Genomic DNA, 14,765 nt, shown 5'->3' with positions numbered 1-14,765 from the left:
TAGGAGGTAGAAAATGCGAATTGGAAAAAAGAAATATTTACTAAGTCTGGGCGTCTCCTTTTATCCAGAAAAAGAAATGCTACGTCTAAATCAGCAAGCTCAGATTGGTTGGCACTTTATCAAAATGAATAAACTGGGCGTATTGGTTTTTCAAAAAGGGGTTGCGCAACATTCGACCTATAGTGTTGATTATTTTACCGGCTCCAAAGAAGACTATTCGGAATATATTGCCTTATATGAACACAGTGGTTGGCAACATGTAACAACTTTTATGAAGCGTTACTGCTATTTTGTCAGTAATTCATCCGACACGGAAGCCATTTTTACTGATGAAAAAAGCTATCAAGCTCGTATTCGACAAGAATGGCGCCAGCAACTTTTGGAATCGTTATGGGTAGCACTTTTTGGTTTCTTTTTCTATCTTGGAGGCAAGTTCTTCTTTGGAACAGTTTTTCATACTTGGCCAATCTGGTATTTTGCATTAACACTTGTAGCGCTATTTTTTCCAGCTGTCTTGTTATTGTGTATGGGAACGATAAAATTGCTCTATCAAAAAAGAACTAAATATTATAATAAACCAGAAAAATTTGCCAAAAAGCAAAATGTTGTACGAGATACGGTTTTGTTAATGACTTTAGGCGCCGTTTTTGGGGCTACACTGGCATTGTTAATATTATAAATTAGGCCGACTATCGGTTTTATTTAGACTAAAATAAGAGGAGTGAAAAAATGTTAACGGTTAAAAATTTGAATAAAAATTTTGGAGATTATACCGCAGTAGAAAACTTATCCTTTGAAATTCAAGACGGTACAATTATGGGGTTAATTGGGCAAAATGGAGCCGGTAAAACAACGACTTTTCGTTTGATTTTGGATTTTTTAACCCCAGATAAGGGCGAAATTTTGTGGAACGGGAAAAAAATCGACAGTAAAGATTATGACGTTATTGGCTATTTACCAGAAGAACGAGGACTTTATCCTAAGGTTACTATTGAAGATCAGTTGTTGTACTTTGCAGAATTAAGAGGAAAAAAACGCAAAGATATCGTACCGGAAATCGATAAATGGATGGAAAAATTTGAAGTCAAGGGAAAGAAAACAGATAAAGTTAAATCCTTATCAAAAGGAAATCAACAAAAGGTACAGTTGATTGCGACTTTAATCCATGAACCCAAGTTGGTTATTTTGGACGAACCTTTTAGTGGGCTTGATCCTGTGAATGCAGAGCTGTTAAAAAATGGCATCATTGAGTTAAAACAAAAAGGTGCTTGTGTTATTTTTTCCAGTCATAATATGGATAACGTGGAAAAAATCTGTGATCACCTGATTATGTTAAAAAATGGGACGACTGTTTTAAATGGCAAAGTACGCGAAATCAGAGCGTCATTTGGGCGGAGCAAATTATTCTTAGAGTCATCTTTAACAAAATCAGAAGTTCAAGCTATTACCGGTGTCAACGATGTTGTAATCCAAGAAGATAAAAGTTTAGCCATTACACTATCTGATCCAGAGGTAGGCAAAGAAATCTTTATGAGGGCTACGCAAAATGGTTATATTCCAATGTTTAACCAACAACCCCCAACTTTAGAAGAGATTTTCAAGTGGAAAGCAGGTGCCGGTCATGAGTAAATTTTGGGTGATTGCCAAAGATGTTTATAAGAAAAATGTTAAATCAGTTAGTTTCTTAATTTTAATTTTGGCACCATTTTTAATGGGGGCGTTTTATTATTTTACAGGACAATTAGCTGGCAATTCTGAGGTGAATAAAATAGGTGTCTACTCAGAAGATGCAGCTTTAGGGCAAGCTTTTACGCAGTTAGATCATGAAGAATATGAGTTTCAAGTGATGGATTCAAAAAAAGCAGCTCAAAAAGAGTTAGCCAAAGAAAAGCTGGATGCCTTTTTAGTTCTAACCAATAAAGGAGACAGTTTTTCAGGAGAAATCTATACGGAATCGTCATTGGGACAAACAACTCAAATGATGATACAACAGTTGTTAACTCAAATGCAATCAAATCTGCGAGCACAAAAAATGGGATTGTCAGGAGGCGAAGTTGCAAAATTAAATCAACCCGCTCAACTAAAAACACAAAAAGTTTCTTTTGATAAGTTTGATAATATGACTACTGAAGAAGATCATAGCAATTTGCAAATGATTGTAACCAATGTTTCAGCTATTATCTTATTTATCTTTGTTGTGACTTACTCAAGTATTATTGCTCAGGAAATTGCTTCTGAAAAAGGTACCCGAATTATGGAAGTAATTTTATCCAGTACCAAAGCACAGACTCACTTTTATGGTAAATTAACGGGAGTCTTGTTAGTTGCTTTAACCCAGCTGTTGATTTATGGGGTTATGATTGTGTTTGGGTATCAAAAATTCAAAGATTTGGATATCATCAAACAATTTGTCGGCGATGCCTCTTTGGAAGCTCTTTTTGGGCCATTCCTAATTTTTTCGGCTGTCTTTGTGATTTTAGGAATTTTGCTATATGCTGTTTTAGCTGCTTTGTGTGGTTCATTAGTTAACAAGGCAGAAGATACTTCAAAAGCGATTATTCCCGTCACTTATTTATCTATGGGTGCCTACTTTTTAGCCTTGTTTGTGGGGATGTTTGATCCGCAAAATATTGCGTTGCGAATTTGTTCCTATATTCCTTTCTTTTCATCGTTTGCCATGCCGGTACGACTAGCCAATAATACAGCAAGTATTTCAAGTGCGGTTATTTCTGTTGTGATCTTGGCGATCTTTACGGTATTTTTAATGTTAATTTCTTCAGGATTATACAAATCAAATGTCTTGGTGTATAACGAAAACGGGGTAATTGCAGCCTTAAAACAATCTGTGACGATGATGAAAGCAGAAAAAAATAAGTAGATTTTCGTTATTTATTCCTTCACATTTGGTCTATATAAACTAAATATACAAAAAAGCAGCTTATTTTCACCCGCCTAATACAGTGGTTTATTGTGTGAAATAAGCTGCTTTTTGTTTTACTAGTGGAACTAATTGAATTTTTGGACGATATACGCAAAAAATTCCCGTTCTTTTTCCATGGTGAAATAAGCTAATTCAGGATGCCATTGTACACCTATGATTGGGTGGTTGATACTTTCAATTCCTTCAACGACTCCATCTGGTGCTGTAGCAGTTACCACAAATTCTGGCGCAAGTTGATCAATCGCTTGATGATGAAAAGAATTAACTTGATAACTTTGTGGTAAGAACTCACCTAAATGGCTGTTCAAATCAATTTCAACAGGATGGGTGGGTAATTCAAAAGGGGTAGGAACTTGGACATGTTTTAAAAGGGGCTCTTTTGAAAAACTTAAATCCTGCAAAAGCGTTCCACCGAAGACGACATTTAATAATTGCATCCCACGACAGACGCCAATAATCGGCTTACCTACTTTGACAGCTTCTTTCACTAAAGCAATTTCAAAGAGATCCCGTCTATGATTTGTAGCACCTAATTTTTGTTGTGGTAAAGCATTGTAACATTCTGGTGATACATCTTGACCACCAGCTAAAAGTAGCTTGTCGATTTTTTTGATGTAGCTTTTTGCATCTTCCATTGCACCAATTGGCAATAAAACAGGCAAACCACCGGCATTTTGAATTCCAGTAATAAAATTTTTAGGTGTATAACTAATCCAATGACTATCGGTATCTATCATCGTCTGTTCATTTGCAGCAATCCCAATAACAGGTTTCATTTTTCCACGTCCTTAAAAATTAGTACCAAAATCGAAATGAATAAAAAATAGGTAAAATAAACTAGTTTTTTAAACTTCTATTTCATTCCGCGTTTTGGCACAATTTAATTATTTTTCACGAATAACTTCTATTTTGTAGCCATCAGGATCAACGACAAAGTAATAAGACGGCGCCGTTCCTGGAAGACCTTTTAAGTCAGTTACGTTGTAACCATTTGATTGTTGTTTTTCATGCAAGGCCTCTAAGTCACTGACTGCAATAGCAATGTGACCGTAACCATCGCCTAAATCATAGGCTGCGTGATCGTAGTTATAGGTCAATTCCAATTCATAATCATCCCCAGGTAAGCTTAAATAAACTAAGGTAAACTTATTTTCAGGGAAGTCACGGCGACTTTTTTCAACAAAGCCAAAAGCTCCTTCATAAAAGGTTAAAGATGCCTCTAAATCTTTGACACGTACACAAGTATGGGCCATTTTCATAAAAAATCAGTCCTTTCTATTTTATAAAGACATCTTATCATAGGCCTTTGTTTGTGATAAGAAATACGCTTTAACTTGTGAAAGTATCTGCATTTGGGTAAAATAAATAAAATGAAAAGTGGAGGTTACAGCATGGAACCAGTATTTGGGAAAAAAGAGTCAGATAAGCCGTATAAAGCGCGTTATGGTGCTTATGTCATCGTAAGTCGTCATGATGGGCGTGAAGTGATTTTGGTGCAAGCGCCAAATGGAGCTTATTTTTTACCAGGAGGGGAAATTGAAGGGGACGAAAATCATATTGAGGCCATTAATCGTGAAATGTTGGAAGAGTTGGGGTTTGAAGTTACGGTAGGTACGTATCTAGGAGAAGCGGTAGAATATTTTTATTCTAGTCATCGCGATACATATTTTTATCATCCTGGTTTTTTTTATGTTGTTGATAACTGGGAAAAAATTGATGAGCCGACTGAAAAAACAAATAATTTGGCTTGGGTAACACCCGATGAAGCGATGCTTTTATTAAAGCGTGGCAGTCACCGATGGGCGGTTCAAAAGTGGATTAAAGAATACAATAAGTAACAGGAGACAGGCTTGGGCAGTTTTTTTTAATAACTGACTAACGCCTGTTTTTTACTTGTTTTTCCAATTAGTGAATAAATGTTGTTGGGATACGGCTGTGTTTTTGTTGAAACTTTGGGTATAATAAATAAAGTTGCGCTCAAATAATTCAAATTTTTTATCAATAGCGCAGAAAGTTAATGCAATTAACTTGGCAGAAAAGTTATAGCTTCCAGAAATTCATACGAACAAAAGGAGAAGAAGATGTTAAAACGTTTCTTTAGTTATTATCGCCCGTATAAAAAACTATTTATTTTAGATTTTAGTTGTGCAGTTTTAGCCGGGCTGTTGGAGTTGGCATTTCCTGTAGCTGTGAATGAAGTGATTGATAAGATTATGCCACAAAAAGAATTTCGCATTATTTTATTGGCATGTTTAACTTTATTTTTATTTTACATCTTAAATACGATTTTACAGTATATTGTCGTCTTTTTTGGGCATAAATTAGGAGTTAATATTGAAACTGATATGCGGCGTGAGCTATTTGCACATTTACAAACACAACCTTATGCCTATTATGATAATCAGAAGACAGGAAAATTAATAAGTCGTTTGACAACAGACTTATTTGAAATTTCTGAAGTGGCCCATCACGGTCCTGAAGATATTTTTATTACGATTATGACCTTGGCGGGTTCTTTTTTACTCATGCTTCATACCCATGTAAAATTAGCACTCGCAACATTTGCTTTATTGCCACTTATTACAATCGCTTTGGTTTTCTTCAATAAAAAAATGACAAAAGTCAATACACGTATTTACGAAAATCTTGGTGAATTTAACGCCGGAGTAGAAGCTTCGGTGAGTGGTATTCGTGTCACACAATCTTTTGCCAACGAAGATTTTGAAGCGGCACGCTTTGGTGGTTTAAGTGAAGCTTATCGGCAGTCAAAAATTGTATTTTATCGGGTAATGGCGGTTAGTTCGGCTTATAATTATTTGCTAATCCGTCTGATTAATCTTTTTACTTTAATTTTTGGCTCTTATTATGTAATTCAAGGACAATTAACTAATGGTCAATTCGTCGGCTTTATTTTACTAGCCAATGTGTTTGTTCGTCCCATTGAAAAAGTCAATACGATGATTGAAAGTTATCCAAAAGGTATTGCCGGTTTTAAACGTTTGACAGAGGAATTAGACAAAAAACCAAGTATTGTGGATGACAAAGATGCAATAAGGGTTACTGATTTAAAAGGTGATATTTTGTATCAAGATGTTTCATTTTCTTATGCAGAAGGAAAACAAGTTTTAGATCACATTAATCTGGCGATTAAACCTGGGGAAACAGTCGCTTTTGTCGGTCAAAGTGGATCTGGAAAAACAACATTATGTAATTTGTTACCACGTTTTTATGATGTGACGAAAGGTGTAATTACGATTGATGGAACGGATATTCGAAAGATGACCTTAACTTCATTGCGCAGTCAAATTGGTATTGTACAACAAGATGTGTTCTTATTTCCAGGGAGTATTAAAGAAAATATTGCATATGGACGGTTAGACGCAACTGACAAAGAAATTATGGCGGCAGCGAAATTGGCACACTTAGATGGTGTTTTAGCTCAGATGCCAGAAGGAATTGAAACGCAAATTGGTGAGCGGGGAGTCAAATTGTCCGGTGGGCAAAAACAACGTGTAGCCATTGCCCGTATGTTTTTAAAAAATCCTCCCATTTTGATTTTGGATGAAGCTACATCGGCGTTAGATACTGAGACAGAACAAGTTATTCAAGAATCCTTAAATTCACTGGCAAAAGGTCGAACAACGTTAATTATTGCCCATCGCTTGGCCTCGATAAAACATGCGACACGAATCGTAGTAGTTAGTCCAGCAGGTATTCTAGAACAAGGTAGCCATGAAGAGCTAATGGCAAACAATGGCGCTTACCGTGCGTTGTATGAAGCCCAGTTTCGTAAATAATTAAAAATGCAACGTCAAATAAGTTACTAACTTGCTTGACGTTGCTTTTTATTTTTTAGTTAGCAGAATTTTTCAATTGCTTCTTTTACGCCGTCTTCGTCGTTTGAAGATGCGGTGATGTAATTGGCAATAGCTTTTGTTTTGGCAACGGCATTTTGCATAGCGACACCAACTCCTGCATATTCCAACATCGCCATATCATTTTCGTTATCACCAATAGCCATGACTTCTGCTTGGGCAATGTTTAAGTGTTCAGCTAATTTCGCGAGTGCAATCCCTTTATTTGCACCTTTGTGTAAGATTTCCAAGTAAAAAGGTGCGCTTTTTACAATATTGTATTGTTCTTTAAAATCAAGAGGAAGTTGCGTAATGGCATGGTCTAAAATGTCAGGTTCGTCAATCATCATCATTTTAATCATGTCATACGCATTTTTCACCATTTCATCGGAAGTACGGTATTTAATGGGCATATGGACCAAAGTTGATTCGTGAACTGTGTAAGGGCTAATATCCCGATTAGCTGTAAAAATTGCATCGACACCTGAAACGTGGAAGTGCACCCCTAATTTTTGTGCCATATAATTTACATTCAAATAATCGTTTTTTGTTAGACTAGCAGAAAAAACGGTATGTTGAGTGGCAACATTTTGTACCAATGAACCATTGTATGTTATGACATAATCGTCAGCACTCAGTAAATCTAATGTATTCAAATATTCTTTTACACCTGGTAGAGGGCGCCCAGTACATAAAACAATTCGGACTCCCTTTTTTTTAGCCGTTTGTAAAGCATCTTTAACTCCTTTTGTTAATTCGCCAGCACTGTTCAATAAAGTGCCGTCAATATCAATGGCAACTAATTTAATACTCATAAAAAAATCCTCCTAAATGAATGGTTGTCTTTTATTTGGCTACATAAAATGAAAAAAATAAAAAGCACGAGACGCTTTCTATTTTACTAAAAGCCTACTCCTTTTGCTAGTACACAAGAGCAAAAGGAGTAGGCTTTGGATGTAGCTATTCGACTAATTCGCCATTTTTTATGTGGCGGGCAAATTCGGCATAAGTATCACTAAAAAGATCATAATTATCTTGTAAGGAACGATCTACCATCTCTTTTGGAAAATAGTAACGATGATCGCCTGTCTTTTGTCCTGCCAATGCGGCGACTAACTGACTTACTTTTGAAAGTTCTACCAAAGTACCATCCTTTTGTTGTAACTCAATTTGCGTGCGATGAACGCCAGATTTCGGACGGTAAAAATCATACGGCAAATCATAGCTAGAATTAATAGCGGTGTAGTATTTTGGATTGTAGCCAACTTCTTCTACTAATTTGCATAATACTTCGATTAAGTGTTGTTGGTTTTCTTTGAATTTAGCTGATTTTAGTGGTTTTCTAGATAACCAACGATTGGCTAAGTCACTTAAAATAGCGTCATCTTCGTCCACCCACTGGATAAAGTAAGTAATCAAAACACCATCATCTAATTTTAAGTAATCTGATAAAGTAAATTCTTCTTTTAAAAAGGGAATCAATAATTGCGAGTGTTGTTCAAACACATCAGAATTTTCGTTGTATAGTTCATGGGCGCGGTTTAATAAATGTTCTAACAAGACTTCCATACTACGGGAAACTTGATGGAAATAGACTTGGACATACATCTGATAACGACTGACAATATAATCTTCCACCGCATGCATTCCATTCATGGCAAAAGCAATACCGCCTTCATACGGACGAATAACTCGTAAGATACGTGTTAAATCAAAAGTACCGTATTCTGTTCCAGTAAAATAGGCATCGCGTAATAAATAATCCATTCGATCAGCATCAATTTGGCTGGATATCATTTGTACGACCTGCGGATTTGGATAGTCATGAGTGATGACGCTTGCAACTTTTTCTGGGAAACCAGGTGCAACTTTATTTAAAATTTGATAGACCTCAGTTTCTGGTGAAGTAATAATTTCGACAGTGATTTTTTCGTGATCAGTGTGGAAAATATGTTCAAAAGTATGAGAAAAAGGACCATGACCCACATCATGAAGCAGTGCCGCACATAACGCTACCAAGCGTTCATTGTCATCCCAACCTCCAGCACCAATTTTAGCAACCGGAAAATTTCGTTCAAAAATATCACAAATACGACGGGTAATTTCATAAACACCAAGAGAATGTGAAAAACGGCTATGTTCCGCTCCATGAAAGGTGAAAGAGGAAGTTCCTAGCTGCTTAACGCGTCTTAGACGTTGCACTTCTTTTGAGTTGATTAAGTCCAAAACTACTTGATGTTGGACATGAATATAATTATGAACGGGATCACGAAATACTTTTTCAATTGGTAATTTTTGATCTTTATATAAAGTCATCATCGTTTTACTCCTTTTTTTGATTTGATAAGAATGTATGAGTTCATTTTTTCATACTTCATACAAGATAAATTTATAAATTGTCGAGAATCTCATTACGGGTAATCATTCGGCTTAATTTGTCTTTATAAGCGGCGCTTTTATTTTCTCTGGATAACCACTGGTGGCTATCAGTTTGCACAATATTTTTTTTTGTAAATTGTGAAAAGGCTGTTAAAAAGCGGGATTTTGTTTGCGCAATACTTAATTTTTCTTTTAATACTGTAGATACAGTTGTCATACTAGCAGGATTTACTGGTGGATACCCATTTTGTCCAAATTTTTGCCTTAAACTAGTGGAATAAAAATCTTTTACAATTTGTCCACGTTCTTTTTGAGGACCTGCGACACTGAGATACATCATAATAGCAATACCATCTTTGATTTTTCGCTGGGCAATACCGGCGATCTTTTTTCCGCCACAGCTTAAATCGTAAGTTCCTGGACAATAGGAATCAAAAACTTCACCAGTTGTAATGGAAAGCTCGGGAAAAGCTAGTTGTGTTAGTTGGTACATCTTCTCATAAGCTGTATCTGTAGTCTGATCTTTACGAGGAACAATTAAGGAAATATTCAAAATAGCGGGATCGCTAATAACGCCTAATCCACCAGCACTGCGGATTACAGGCGGGTAACCTGCCTGTTGCAAGGTTTGAACACCAGCTTTTAAATGAGGAATTCGCGTATCTTTCATCCCTAAAATCATCGTATTCTCCAATTGCCAAAAATGTAATAAAGGTTGCTTATTCTCGCTGACATATTCGATTAAGACATCGGTTAAGGCAAAGGGCAAAAGAGCTTGTTGGTTGGGATAAATTGTTTGATCTAAACTTATATTCATAGGTTAACTCCTAAATTAAAGGTTTATTGCTTGAAAAGTATTTTTAACAATGACAATCATTTTAGCATTATGTTTTTTGTCAAGCCTTGATCATCACTTTTCTTTCATTATATACGAAAAAGCTATGGAAAAATAACAGAAGGCCTTGAAATAGACGCAATGTTTGACAAAAGGGGCAAAACTGTGAAGAATGAAACTAAAGAAGAGTAGTCCGCGAAAATAAGGCAACGCTTTTTAGGATGATAGTGTGAAGTGGAGGATACAAAAAAATGGATTTAAAAAATGGTGTGCCGGTTTCAATTCATTTGAAAACCCAAGTTAAACAACACAATGAAGTGCAAGACTTTACTTTTGATTTACCTGGACAATTAGTAACCATTGGTGATAAATTGTACATTCGTTATCAAGAAGTGCAAGAAAATGGCGAAAAAATTCCTGTCATTATTAAGATTATGCCAGATGGCACGGTGCAGCTAACGCGCTCGGGGGAAATGCGTTTGCGCTTGAAATTTGATTATAAGAAAAAATTAGAAACGAGCTATACGACTCCTTATGGGATGATGTATTTTGGTACATTTACTAGAAATCTTCATGTTAGTTTAAAAGATCGCCCGATGTCTGGTACAATTTTTATTGACTATGATTTGTATATGGCTGACAAACGAGTAGGAGAATATCAAATTAGCTTGGATTTCACAGCTTAATTTTACGAAATAAATTGATTTTTTCAGTACATTTTTGTATGATAAAGCGTAGACTGCGAAAGGACGTGTCCTATTTTGGAAATTACAGTATTTGAAGGGGCAAACAAAAACGAGTTGTCCATGATCGAAGTTGCTCATGCAATTTTAGAGCAACGTGGCGACGTAATGGAGTTTTCGGATTTAGTAAACCAAATCCAAACGTATTTGGGGAAATCAGATAGCGAGATTCGTGATTTATTGGCACAATTTTATACCGACTTAAACATTGACGGCAGCTTTATCTCATTAGGTGAAAATCGCTGGGGTTTGCGTTCATGGTACGCCATCGACTCAATTGATGAAGAATTGTCTCATGGTCTTGATGAAGATGAAGAAGACACACCACGTAAACGCAAACGTAAAAAGGTTAACGCCTTTATTAACGATGATGAGGATGCCATCGATTACAATGACGATGATCCAGAAGATGCCGATCCAGAAGATGAAGACGACAAAGAATTGTATGATGACGATGATGATGATGATGACGAAGAAATCTCTGCATACAACAGCGACTTACAAGAAATTGGCGCCGATGATAATTCTGACGATGAAGAAGAAGTACCAGGAAACATTGAAGAAGATTTAACCATTATCGATGATGATGATGATTTAGATGACTTTGATGACGAAGAAGAGGAATAAAAAATATAATAAAAAAAGTCTGCATTTTATGCAGGCTTTTTTTTATTCAAAAGGGTAACAAATTGATGGAATAAAAAGGCTAATTGATTAATTTCGTCAATAATTATCATTTTAATTGTAAAAAATGCCTGTTTAAAGAATAATAAAAGAAAAGGAGGAACGATGATGGGTAGCCAAAATGAAAAAAAGACAAACAAAGTTGCGTCAAAAGTAGAACAACAAGAAATTGTTTATGAAGATTATTTTTTTGAACAAGGGCACTGGCTTTTAAAGATAAGAACAATTGTATTAACGATTTTAGGGTGGTGTGCTGTTTTTATTCCCATCTATTGGACACTTACCTCGACTTTGCTTCGCCGTTTCAAAAAGATTACTCCGATTTGGACATATCAAGAAGGCAAAGAATCGTTTTATTTCTTACTTCAGATATTTGGTATATTTTTCCTAGGAGCAATTATATTTTCTGTCTTTATGACGCTACGCAGCAATTATCGCATTAAGCATGACTATCGCAAAAATATTACTTATGATTTTGACAAAATGCTAAAAAAAAGATATGCATTAACGCAATTTTTTAATAAGCAGTTTGGTCCAGAGGAATTTCGTACTACTGTTAAAAACTATGTTGTACCGGAAGAAAAAAATCTATCTGCCAATCAAATTGAAAAAATTTATGATGAGGGGGGGAGAAAATGAATATTCAAATTACCGGTAATGCGGTACTAGATCTTTTTTTTAATATTATTTTATTTATTTTGTTTACTTATCCGATTTTAGGTGCTTTTGTTTGGTTCATAGGCGTTGTTTGTTATCGCTTTTTATTTCGTTACAAAAAAACAACTTTTCGTGCTATTGCTAAAGAAGATGAACCTTTTATAACCATTATGATACCGGCGCACAATGAAGAAGTAGTGATAGAACAGACCCTGACTTATTTACTTCACAATCTTCATTATGTAAATTATGAAGTATTGGTAACGGATGATGGTTCCACAGATAATACACCTAAAATTCTGGCAGAAATAGCCCAAAAAGAAGAAAAGTTGCGTGTTGTAAGAATCGAAAAAAATAAAGGTAAGGCTCATGCTTTTAATGTCGGAATTGGCTTTGCGCGGGGTGAGTATATTTTAAGTAATGATGCCGATACAATTCCAGAAGCAGATGCCTTAGTGAAATATATAAATTATTTTATTGATTCTGGTAGCGCTAATATCGGTGCGGTAACAGGTAATATGGATGTTTTAAATCGTTCTAAAATTATTGAAAAAGCACAAACTGTAGAATTTTCAAGTATCGTAGGTGTTATTAAGCGCAGCCAAGCTGGAACGCTAAATACAATGTACGCGTTTAGCGGAGCCAATACCATGTACCGCAGGACAGCCTTAATTGATGCGGGATTATTTCGACAAGATCGCGCTACAGAAGATATTAGTGTTGCCTGGGATGAGCAATTATTAGGCTGGGTCCCAGTCTTTGCCCCTAATATTATGTTTTATATGATGGTTCCAGACACTCTAAAAATGTTGTATCGCCAACGAAAACGTTGGGCCAAAGGTGGAACAGAAGTCTGGTTAACCAATTTTCCTAAAATCGTAGCACATCCGATTAAATACTTTTCGCAGTTAATGATGTATATTGATCAAACACTAAGCATTATCTGGTCGTTGTTTTTTTGGTGCTCTACAGTTTTATTTTTCATTACATTATTTCAATTTTTGAGCACTCAAAATTATGAACGAGTATTTCATATGTTTGCAATGGCCTTCATTTTTGTCAGTTTTCAGATGCTCGCTGGTCTTATGCAATTAGGAGCAGCATTAGTTATGGATGACAATGGTAAAAAGTTGAAGTATCTACTGTTTGCCCCTTTTTATATGCTGTTTTATTGGATGATGAACGCTTTAACTATTTTGACGACGTTCATTCCTGCAATTAAGACAATTTTAGGATACGGAAGTGGTACTTGGGTGAGTCCAGAAAGGAAAAAAGGGTGAGGAGATTCGCAGTGAAAATTTAAATAATCATTTTTTTCATCATAAAAATAGTTTGCAATTTAATCTTAGAGCAAAAGTAAAAATTTCGTGCGTATATAATATTTTTCAGAGGAAGACAAGGTTTTTTTGAAAAAAATTCTTGTCTTCCTCTTTTATTGTTGAAGGGAAAATTGTAAATGATGTGATTTTTTTAATATGTGGGTGATTTAGTTATAAAATAGATTAACTTTCACGTCTAAACAGATTCACGCACCTTGATGAATGTATCAAGTTTAGCAGCTCTCGTAGGAGATTCGTGCCCTTCAATTTTAGCAATTAAGCTTTCTGCAGCTAATCGCCCCATTTCTTCAATTGGTTGATGAATAGTTGTGATTTCCGGATTAGTCAACGAGGCAATTGGCTGATCATCAAAACCTAAGACAGCTAAGTCAGTTGGGATTAATAGGTTATGTTTCCGTGCTTCACTAATAATACCTGCAGCTACTTCATCTCCGTTTGTAAAAACAGCTGTAGGAGGAACATCTTGGCTTAAAATTTTTTGAACAAAAATGCGTCCACCTTGAATTCCCATCAGATGTGGATAAAATAAATCTTCATCAATTTCAACACCAAATTCATTCAAAGCATCTTGATAGCCTTTATAACGTAAGTCTTGTGGATTCATGATATTCCCGGTACAAAACGCAATTTTTTTATGTCCCTTTTCTAGTAAGAGTTTTGTACCCGCATAACTTGCTTTTCGTTCATCAATTTGAATGACATCCAGTTCTTTTATTCCAATATAGCGGTTACATAAAACAATTTTATTTTCTGCAATGAGCTGTAAAATTGTGTCAGTGGCTACCTCTAAGTTAGTCATAATAATTCCATCAAGTTGTTTTTTTTGAATCATTTCCAAATAAAATTTTTCTAATTCCGGTTTACCTTGTGTTTGCATTACTACTAAGTGATAACCCTTTGCAATTGCTGTTTTTTCAATTGCGTTAATTAAGTTGGCAAAAAAAGGATTTGTAATGTAGGCGATAATTACACCAATCATGTTTGTCCGTTTTCCCCGTAACTGTTGTGCTACGCTATTAGGAAAATAATTTAATTCTTCCATTGCTTTAAAAATTTTTTTCTTCGTTTTATCCGAAACATAAGGATGATCGTTTAAAGCTCGTGAAACCGTAGTGACGGATACTTTAGCTTTTTTTGCAACATCTTCAATACTAGCCATATTTAACTCCTTTAGAGCAACAAAGTTATTTTGTAAATGTTTGCACACAAAATATTGTTGCTGTTTTTACTATATCGTACTCTTTATTATAGTCGAAAACACTGTAATAGCAATCAAAAAAATATATGAAAACGTTTGACATATGAAAACGATTGACATATACTTGGTGCATC

At 35.4% G+C, this 14,765-nt stretch carries 15 protein-coding genes; 9 read left to right on the top strand and 6 right to left on the bottom strand.

Annotated elements, in window-relative coordinates:
- The first annotated feature begins 13 nt into the window (after positions 1–13).
- The 3 genes from EsVE80_RS08965 to EsVE80_RS08955 are packed head-to-tail and all read left to right on the top strand — an operon-like array spanning position 14 to position 2,878.
- Positions 14–679 carry a DUF2812 domain-containing protein gene (locus EsVE80_RS08965; protein WP_173103405.1) on the top strand — a complete coding sequence of 222 codons (666 nt, stop codon included), beginning with the start codon at positions 14–16 and terminating at the stop codon, positions 677–679.
- A 50-nt stretch (positions 680–729) separates the two neighbouring features.
- On the top strand, positions 730–1,629 hold the full coding sequence (locus EsVE80_RS08960) for an ABC transporter ATP-binding protein (protein WP_173103404.1): 900 nt from the start codon (positions 730–732) through the stop codon (positions 1,627–1,629).
- Complete coding sequence (locus EsVE80_RS08955) at positions 1,622–2,878, top strand: ABC transporter permease (protein ID WP_173103403.1); 1,257 nt, start codon at positions 1,622–1,624, stop codon at positions 2,876–2,878. Before EsVE80_RS08960 ends, EsVE80_RS08955 begins: the two co-directional genes overlap by 8 nt.
- 128 nt (positions 2,879–3,006) lie before the next feature.
- On the opposite strand, the gene EsVE80_RS08950 is transcribed toward EsVE80_RS08955, so the two are convergent.
- Positions 3,007–3,717: a gamma-glutamyl-gamma-aminobutyrate hydrolase family protein gene (locus EsVE80_RS08950; protein WP_173103402.1), complete on the bottom strand. Its 711-nt coding sequence runs from the start codon at positions 3,715–3,717 to the stop codon at positions 3,007–3,009.
- Between the two features lie 108 nt (positions 3,718–3,825).
- On the bottom strand, positions 3,826–4,200 hold the full coding sequence (gene gloA, locus EsVE80_RS08945) for a lactoylglutathione lyase (protein WP_173103401.1): 375 nt from the start codon (positions 4,198–4,200) through the stop codon (positions 3,826–3,828).
- Positions 4,201–4,332: 132 nt separating this feature from the next.
- On the opposite strand from gloA, the gene EsVE80_RS08940 reads away from it, so the two are divergent.
- Positions 4,333–4,779, top strand: a complete 447-nt coding sequence (locus EsVE80_RS08940) for an NUDIX hydrolase (RefSeq protein WP_173103400.1) — start codon at positions 4,333–4,335, stop codon at positions 4,777–4,779.
- Positions 4,780–5,022: 243 nt separating this feature from the next.
- Positions 5,023–6,738: an ABC transporter ATP-binding protein gene (locus EsVE80_RS08935; protein WP_173103399.1), complete on the top strand. Its 1,716-nt coding sequence runs from the start codon at positions 5,023–5,025 to the stop codon at positions 6,736–6,738.
- Between the two features lie 59 nt (positions 6,739–6,797).
- Here the strand turns inward: EsVE80_RS08935 and yidA are convergent, their stop codons facing one another.
- From yidA to EsVE80_RS08920, 3 genes are all read right to left on the bottom strand, one after another.
- Positions 6,798–7,610 (bottom strand): sugar-phosphatase, encoded by an 813-nt coding sequence (gene yidA / locus EsVE80_RS08930; protein WP_173103398.1) that lies wholly within the window; start codon positions 7,608–7,610, stop codon positions 6,798–6,800.
- Positions 7,611–7,755: 145 nt separating this feature from the next.
- Positions 7,756–9,114 carry an HD domain-containing protein gene (locus EsVE80_RS08925; RefSeq protein WP_269474236.1) on the bottom strand — a complete coding sequence of 453 codons (1,359 nt, stop codon included), beginning with the start codon at positions 9,112–9,114 and terminating at the stop codon, positions 7,756–7,758.
- A gap of 70 nt (positions 9,115–9,184) precedes the next feature.
- Positions 9,185–9,991 (bottom strand): lipoate--protein ligase family protein, encoded by an 807-nt coding sequence (locus EsVE80_RS08920; RefSeq protein ID WP_173103397.1) that lies wholly within the window; start codon positions 9,989–9,991, stop codon positions 9,185–9,187.
- 269 nt (positions 9,992–10,260) lie between these two features.
- On the opposite strand from EsVE80_RS08920, the gene EsVE80_RS08915 reads away from it, so the two are divergent.
- From EsVE80_RS08915 to EsVE80_RS08900, 4 genes are all read left to right on the top strand, one after another.
- Complete coding sequence (locus EsVE80_RS08915; RefSeq protein WP_173103396.1) at positions 10,261–10,695, top strand: DUF1934 domain-containing protein; 435 nt, start codon at positions 10,261–10,263, stop codon at positions 10,693–10,695.
- 75 nt (positions 10,696–10,770) lie between these two features.
- Complete coding sequence (gene rpoE / locus EsVE80_RS08910) at positions 10,771–11,379, top strand: DNA-directed RNA polymerase subunit delta (RefSeq protein ID WP_173103395.1); 609 nt, start codon at positions 10,771–10,773, stop codon at positions 11,377–11,379.
- Between the two features lie 162 nt (positions 11,380–11,541).
- Positions 11,542–12,075 (top strand): hypothetical protein, encoded by a 534-nt coding sequence (locus tag EsVE80_RS08905; RefSeq protein WP_232061168.1) that lies wholly within the window; start codon positions 11,542–11,544, stop codon positions 12,073–12,075.
- Positions 12,072–13,373, top strand: a complete 1,302-nt coding sequence (locus EsVE80_RS08900; RefSeq protein ID WP_173103394.1) for a glycosyltransferase family 2 protein — start codon at positions 12,072–12,074, stop codon at positions 13,371–13,373. The genes EsVE80_RS08905 and EsVE80_RS08900 overlap by 4 nt, the downstream gene beginning before the upstream one ends.
- Before the next feature lie 235 nt (positions 13,374–13,608).
- Here EsVE80_RS08900 and EsVE80_RS08895 read toward each other — a convergent pair whose 3' ends face one another.
- Complete coding sequence (locus tag EsVE80_RS08895; RefSeq protein WP_173103393.1) at positions 13,609–14,592, bottom strand: LacI family DNA-binding transcriptional regulator; 984 nt, start codon at positions 14,590–14,592, stop codon at positions 13,609–13,611.
- Positions 14,593–14,765: the final 173 nt, after the last annotated feature.

Origin of the sequence: Enterococcus saigonensis (genome assembly GCF_011397115.1) — a bacterium.
GTDB lineage: Bacteria > Bacillota > Bacilli > Lactobacillales > Enterococcaceae > Enterococcus_C > Enterococcus_C saigonensis.
Note: the sequence above shows the minus strand (reverse complement) of the source record. Positions and strands in the feature narration are given on the sequence as shown.

What these genes read in the sequence shown, in the direction of transcription:
- EsVE80_RS08965 (WP_173103405.1), top strand. Translation starts at nt 14, where the DNA reads ATGCGAATTGGAAAAAAGAAATATTTACTAAGTCTGGGCGTCTCCTTT.
- EsVE80_RS08960 (WP_173103404.1), top strand. Translation starts at nt 730, where the DNA reads ATGTTAACGGTTAAAAATTTGAATAAAAATTTTGGAGATTATACCGCA.
- EsVE80_RS08955 (WP_173103403.1), top strand. Translation starts at nt 1,622, where the DNA reads ATGAGTAAATTTTGGGTGATTGCCAAAGATGTTTATAAGAAAAATGTT.
- EsVE80_RS08950 (WP_173103402.1), bottom strand. Translation starts at nt 3,717, where the DNA reads ATGAAACCTGTTATTGGGATTGCTGCAAATGAACAGACGATGATAGAT.
- gloA (WP_173103401.1), bottom strand. Translation starts at nt 4,200, where the DNA reads ATGAAAATGGCCCATACTTGTGTACGTGTCAAAGATTTAGAGGCATCT.
- EsVE80_RS08940 (WP_173103400.1), top strand. Translation starts at nt 4,333, where the DNA reads ATGGAACCAGTATTTGGGAAAAAAGAGTCAGATAAGCCGTATAAAGCG.
- EsVE80_RS08935 (WP_173103399.1), top strand. Translation starts at nt 5,023, where the DNA reads ATGTTAAAACGTTTCTTTAGTTATTATCGCCCGTATAAAAAACTATTT.
- yidA (WP_173103398.1), bottom strand. Translation starts at nt 7,610, where the DNA reads ATGAGTATTAAATTAGTTGCCATTGATATTGACGGCACTTTATTGAAC.
- EsVE80_RS08925 (WP_269474236.1), bottom strand. Translation starts at nt 9,114, where the DNA reads ATGATGACTTTATATAAAGATCAAAAATTACCAATTGAAAAAGTATTT.
- EsVE80_RS08920 (WP_173103397.1), bottom strand. Translation starts at nt 9,991, where the DNA reads ATGAATATAAGTTTAGATCAAACAATTTATCCCAACCAACAAGCTCTT.
- EsVE80_RS08915 (WP_173103396.1), top strand. Translation starts at nt 10,261, where the DNA reads ATGGATTTAAAAAATGGTGTGCCGGTTTCAATTCATTTGAAAACCCAA.
- EsVE80_RS08905 (WP_232061168.1), top strand. Translation starts at nt 11,542, where the DNA reads ATGATGGGTAGCCAAAATGAAAAAAAGACAAACAAAGTTGCGTCAAAA.
- EsVE80_RS08900 (WP_173103394.1), top strand. Translation starts at nt 12,072, where the DNA reads ATGAATATTCAAATTACCGGTAATGCGGTACTAGATCTTTTTTTTAAT.
- EsVE80_RS08895 (WP_173103393.1), bottom strand. Translation starts at nt 14,592, where the DNA reads ATGGCTAGTATTGAAGATGTTGCAAAAAAAGCTAAAGTATCCGTCACT.